Origin of the sequence: Streptomyces sp. NPDC127106 (assembly GCF_042677605.1) — a bacterium.
Taxonomy (GTDB): domain Bacteria; phylum Actinomycetota; class Actinomycetes; order Streptomycetales; family Streptomycetaceae; genus Streptomyces.
Genome location: NZ_JBHXTC010000039.1, coordinates 43,598 through 48,547 on the forward strand (window position 1 = coordinate 43,598; position 4,950 = coordinate 48,547).

The window sequence follows — 4,950 nt, forward strand, 5'->3', positions numbered from 1 at the left end:
CCGCCCCGCCTGCCGCGGACGGGGCCCTTCCCGTTGTTACGGGGTGCTCGGCGCGTCAGTGGCCGGCGGAGCGCGAGGCCGAGGCCGACGGCGACGGGGACGTGGACGCGCCCGCGGACGCGCCCGCGGCCGGGGAGCCCGAGGCGGCACCCGACGGGGTGGCGGCCGGGGAACCGGACGGGGCGGCGGCCGGCGAACCCGACGGGGCGGCGGCGGGGCTGCCCGAGGCGTTCGGGCCGGCGGCGGGGGCCTCGGTCGGGCCGAAGGGGGCGAACGCGCCGGTGTTGGGGACGACGAACGCCTCCAGCGGGATGTCGCCGGTGCTGCTCATCTTGAAGACCAGCTCCTGCGCGGCACCGTTCTTCACGGCCTCGCTGGGGCCCTCGATCACGGCGGTGGCATTGCCCTTGCCGCCGATGACCACGGAGCCGCCGGAGGGAACGACGACCTTGCCGGTGCCCTCGGCGGGCTTGAGCAGGACCTTGCCGCGGCCCGGGAGGCTGATCGACTCCAGGATCTCCGGCTTCATGCTGTTGTTGAAGAGCGTTGCCGAGACCACGGCCCCGCCCCTGCGCTCCTTGGTGCCCTGGGTGATCACCAGGGCGTTCTGGATCTCGATCTCGCCCTTCACGGCGGAGGCGTTGTCCGGCTTGATCTGAAGCGTCTGCGCGTCGTTGCCCGCACCGCAGGCGGCCAGCGAGGCGATCGAGAACACGACGGCGGTGGCGGCGAGGGCGCCGCGTCGAAGGCTGCGGCTCACGGCGGCGGCAACTCCTTGGACGTACGGAACGGAAGGACGGCGGTCTGTCGGACGGCCGAGGTAAAGCCGCCCTAAGGGTGTGTCAGCGCGCTTAGGTTACCGAGCCGCCGCCCCGCCCCCGCACCCGACCCTCCGCAGGGCGCGGGAGGCCCCGCCCCCGCTCCGTGATCTTGCATTCCGCACGCCCTTCGCATGCCGTTCACGCGCCGTCCGCTATATCGCCCGGAGGTGTGCCCGTGATCAATTCCGGGATTCCTTCGAACGGCTCTCCGTGATCAATTCCAGGATTGGGCCTGAACCACTCCGTACGGGTGGCCTCCAGTCGAGTGGAGTGCTTCGGTTTCCCGTCCTTGAAAGCGGCAAAACGGGACGTACGCCACACTGGTAGGACTGGCGCCCGGGTGTAACGTGGCCGTTTCGCCCGGTCCGCACAGCGCCTCCGACCTGCGAATACCTCCTTCCGCAAGCCCTCCGCAGCACGTTCCTGTCATGGTTGTCAAGCCCCGAGATGCGCTCTGACCTGCGAAAACGCCATTCATAACGGTCAGTTCTCGTGTTACCCTGGATAGCCACGGAAGGGGTACCTGTCACATGACGTTCAAGGTTGGCGACACCGTGGTCTATCCCCATCACGGGGCCGCGCTGATCGAGGCCATCGAAACTCGCCAGATCAAAGGCGTGGACAAGACCTACTTGGTGCTCAAGGTCGCCCAGGGCGACCTGACGGTTCGTGTGCCTGCCGACAATGCAGAGTTCGTCGGCGTCCGCGACGTAGTCGGCCAGGACGGGCTGGACCGGGTCTTCGAGGTCCTGCGCTCGCCGCAGGTCGAGGAGCCGACGAACTGGTCCCGTCGCTACAAGGCAAATCTGGAGAAGCTCGCTTCTGGCGACGTCATCAAGGTCGCCGAAGTGGTGCGCGACCTGTGGCGGCGTGAGCGCGAGCGCGGTCTGTCCGCGGGCGAGAAGCGCATGCTCGCCAAGGCGCGCCAGATCCTGGTGAGCGAGCTCGCGCTCGCTGAGAACACCAACGAGGACAAGGCGGAGGCCCTCCTCGACGAGGTTCTCGCGTCCTGACGCGACAACCCCGTACACAGTCGTGCCGCGGTGCCCGATGACAGCCCCCTCCTCCACGAGGGGGCCGTTGCCGGGCGCTGCGGCATGTCTGTACCCACACCCACCCTGACGCCCGCGCCACCCACGCCACTCATGCCGTACCGGCCGTACCGCGACCCATGCCGTGTCGTGCCGGGCCCGGGCAGCCGGCTCGACCGGTCGTCACGGAAGGGGCGAGGGCGTCGCACCCGGCACTCCCCAGGGCCATACCCATGTCGGCCGAAGTCACAAACCTGGCTCGGAGCTACAACACATGTCTGACCAATCGCGCCCCCACCGCACCGCCGCGGTGATCCCGGCCGCCGGCCGCGGGGTACGCCTCGGCCCGGGCGCCCCCAAGGCCCTGCGGGCCCTGGGCGGCACGCCGATGCTCGTCCACGCCGTCCGGGCGATGGCCCGTTCTCGGGCCGTCTCCCTCGTGGTCGTCGTCGCCCCGTCCGGCGGCGCGCCCGAGGTGCGCCGCCTGCTCGACGAGCACCCGCTGCCCGACCGGACCGAACTCCTCGTCGTCCCCGGCGGCGACACCCGCCAGGCGTCCGTCGCCGCCGGCCTCGCCGCCCTCCCCGCGGACGTCACCTCCGTCCTCGTCCACGACGCGGCCCGCCCGCTCGTCCCGGTCGACACCGTCGACGCCGTCATCGAGGCCGTCCGCGCCGGCGCCCCGGCCGTCGTCCCCGCGCTGCCGCTGGCCGACACCGTCAAGGAGGTCGAGCCCGGCGGGCCCGGCGAGCCCGAGCCGGTCGTCGCCACGCCCGAACGCGCCCGACTGCGCGCCGTCCAGACCCCGCAGGGCTTCGACCTCGCCACCCTCCGGCACGCCCACGAGACCGTCGCCGCGGTCGGCGAGGGCGCGACCGACGACGCCGGAATGGTGGAACGGCTCGGCACCACCGTCATGGTGGTTCCCGGCCACGAGGAGGCCTTCAAGGTCACCCGCCCGCTCGACCTGGTCCTCGCCGAGGCCGTACTCGCCCGCAGGAGGGCCACCGATGCCTACTGACCCCACCGCCACCGCCGCCCCGCTGATCCCGCAGGTCGGCATCGGCACCGACGTGCACGCCTTCGAGGCCGGCCGCGAGCTGTGGTGCGCCGGCCTGCTGTGGGAAGGGGAGGACGGCCTCGCCGGGCACTCCGACGGAGACGTCGCCGCCCACGCCGCCTGTGACGCCCTCTTCTCCGCCGCCGGCGTCGGCGACCTCGGCGCGCACTTCGGCACCTCCCGCCCCGAGTGGTCCGGCGCGGCCGGCGTCACCCTCCTGGCGGAGGCCGCCCGGATCGTCCGCGCCGAGGGCTACGAGATCGGCAACATCGCCATCCAGGTCATCGGCGTGCGCCCGAAGATCGGCAAGCGGCGTGACGAGGCGCAGAAGGCGCTCTCCGCGGCCGCCGGCGCGCCGGTGTCCGTCTCCGGCACCACCACCGACGGGCTGGGCCTGACCGGCCGTGCCGAGGGCCTCGCCGCGATCGCCACCGCCCTCGTCTACCGGACGAACCGGGCCTGAACCCCCCCGAAGGGGGCACCGGCCGCACCGCGCCCCCGAGTCGGCGGAACGCCCCGCGCCCGACAGGGGTCGCGGGGCACTGCCCCGGGCCCACTACCCTGGATGCCGTGACTATTCGCCTGTACGACACCAGCGCCCGGCAGATCCGCGACTTCACCCCCCTCAAGCCGGGATGTGTCTCGATCTACCTCTGTGGCGCCACCGTGCAGGCGGCCCCGCACATCGGGCACATCCGCTCCGGCCTCAACTTCGACATCATGCGCCGCTGGTTCGCGTACCGCGGCTACGACGTCACCTTCATCCGGAACGTCACCGACATCGACGACAAGATCATCAAGAAGGGCGGCGAGCAGAACCGCCCCTGGTGGTCCATCGGTTACGAGAACGAGCGCGCCTTCAACGCCGGCTACGACGCCCTGGGCTGCCTGCCGCCCACCTACGAGCCCCGCGCCACCGGCCACGTCACCGAGATGATCGAGATGATGCGCGGCCTCATCGAGCGCGGCCACGCCTACGAGGCGGACGGCAGCGTCTACTTCGACGTGCGCTCGTACCCCGACTACCTGAAGCTCTCCAACCAGGAGCTGGACAATCTCATCCAGCCCGCCGAAGAGGGCATCACCGGCAAGCGCGACCCCCGCGACTTCGCCATGTGGAAGGCGTCGAAGCCCGGCGAGCCCGACTGGGAGACCCCGTGGGGCCGCGGCCGCCCCGGCTGGCACCTCGAGTGCTCCGCCATGGCGCACAAGTACCTCGGCAGCGCCTTCGACATCCACGGCGGCGGCCTCGACCTGATCTTCCCGCACCACGAGAACGAGATCGTTCAGGCCAAGGCCTACGGCGACGACTTCGCGCAGTACTGGGTGCACAACGCCTGGGTCACCATGTCCGGCGAGAAGATGTCCAAGTCCCTGGGCAACTCGGTGCTCGTCTCCGAGATGGTCAAGAACTGGCGCCCCATCGTCCTGCGCTACTACCTCGGCACCCCGCACTACCGCTCGATGATCGAGTACAGCGTGGAGGCCCTGCGCGAGGCCGAGTCGGCGTTCGCCCGCATCGAGGGCTTCTGCCAGCGCGTCGTGGAGAAGGCCGGCAAGGCCGTCGACCCGGCCGCCGAGGTCCCGCCGGCCTTCGCCGAGGCCATGGACGACGACCTGGGCGTCCCGCAGGCGCTCGCCATCGTCCACACCACCGTCCGCCAGGGCAACAGTGCGCTCGCCGCCGACGACAAGGACGCGGCCATCGCGCGCCTGTCGGAGGTGCGCGCCATGCTGGGCGTGCTCGGTCTGGACCCGATGGACGAGCGCTGGTCGGAGGAGACCGACCGGGGGGCCGAGCTCCACGGGGCCGTCGACACGCTCGTCCGGCTGGTCCTGGAGCAGCGCGAGTCGGCGCGCGCCCGCAAGGACTGGACCACCGCCGATGCCATCCGCGACCAGCTCCAGCAGTCGGGCCTGGCCATCGAGGACAGCCCCTCCGGACCGCGCTGGACCCTCGGCCCGCGCTGATCCGGACCCGGCCTGACCGGCCACGTTGTGCCGCCCGGGGCCCCGGGCGGCACAACGTGGCCGGTCA

The 4,950-nt window shown here is 71.6% G+C and carries 5 protein-coding genes; 4 read left to right on the forward strand and 1 reads right to left on the reverse strand.

The annotated features are described in order from the left end of the window. Positions 1 to 55 precede the first annotated feature (55 nt). On the reverse strand, positions 56 to 760 hold the full coding sequence (locus ACFVGY_RS27055; protein WP_385681646.1) for a DUF461 domain-containing protein: 705 nt from the start codon (positions 758 to 760) through the stop codon (positions 56 to 58). Positions 761 to 1,351: 591 nt separating this feature from the next. Here ACFVGY_RS27055 and ACFVGY_RS27060 point away from each other — a divergent pair. From ACFVGY_RS27060 to cysS, 4 genes are all read left to right on the forward strand, one after another. Continuing rightward, positions 1,352 to 1,834 carry a CarD family transcriptional regulator gene (locus ACFVGY_RS27060; RefSeq protein ID WP_179178388.1) on the forward strand — a complete coding sequence of 161 codons (483 nt, stop codon included), beginning with the start codon at positions 1,352 to 1,354 and terminating at the stop codon, positions 1,832 to 1,834. Positions 1,835 to 2,126: 292 nt separating this feature from the next. After that, positions 2,127 to 2,873 (forward strand): 2-C-methyl-D-erythritol 4-phosphate cytidylyltransferase, encoded by a 747-nt coding sequence (ispD, locus tag ACFVGY_RS27065; RefSeq protein ID WP_385681648.1) that lies wholly within the window; start codon positions 2,127 to 2,129, stop codon positions 2,871 to 2,873. Next, positions 2,863 to 3,375, forward strand: a complete 513-nt coding sequence (gene ispF, locus ACFVGY_RS27070) for a 2-C-methyl-D-erythritol 2,4-cyclodiphosphate synthase (protein WP_385681650.1) — start codon at positions 2,863 to 2,865, stop codon at positions 3,373 to 3,375. Before ispD ends, ispF begins: the two co-directional genes overlap by 11 nt. Positions 3,376 to 3,482: 107 nt before the next feature. Beyond that, a complete protein-coding gene (gene cysS, locus ACFVGY_RS27075) occupies positions 3,483 to 4,883 on the forward strand; it encodes a cysteine--tRNA ligase (RefSeq protein ID WP_385681652.1) in 1,401 nt (466 codons plus the stop codon). Positions 4,884 to 4,950 lie beyond the last annotated feature (67 nt).

What these genes read in the sequence shown, in the direction of transcription:
- ispD (WP_385681648.1), top strand. Translation starts at nt 2,127, where the DNA reads ATGTCTGACCAATCGCGCCCCCACCGCACCGCCGCGGTGATCCCGGCC.
- ACFVGY_RS27060 (WP_179178388.1), top strand. Translation starts at nt 1,352, where the DNA reads ATGACGTTCAAGGTTGGCGACACCGTGGTCTATCCCCATCACGGGGCC.
- ispF (WP_385681650.1), top strand. Translation starts at nt 2,863, where the DNA reads ATGCCTACTGACCCCACCGCCACCGCCGCCCCGCTGATCCCGCAGGTC.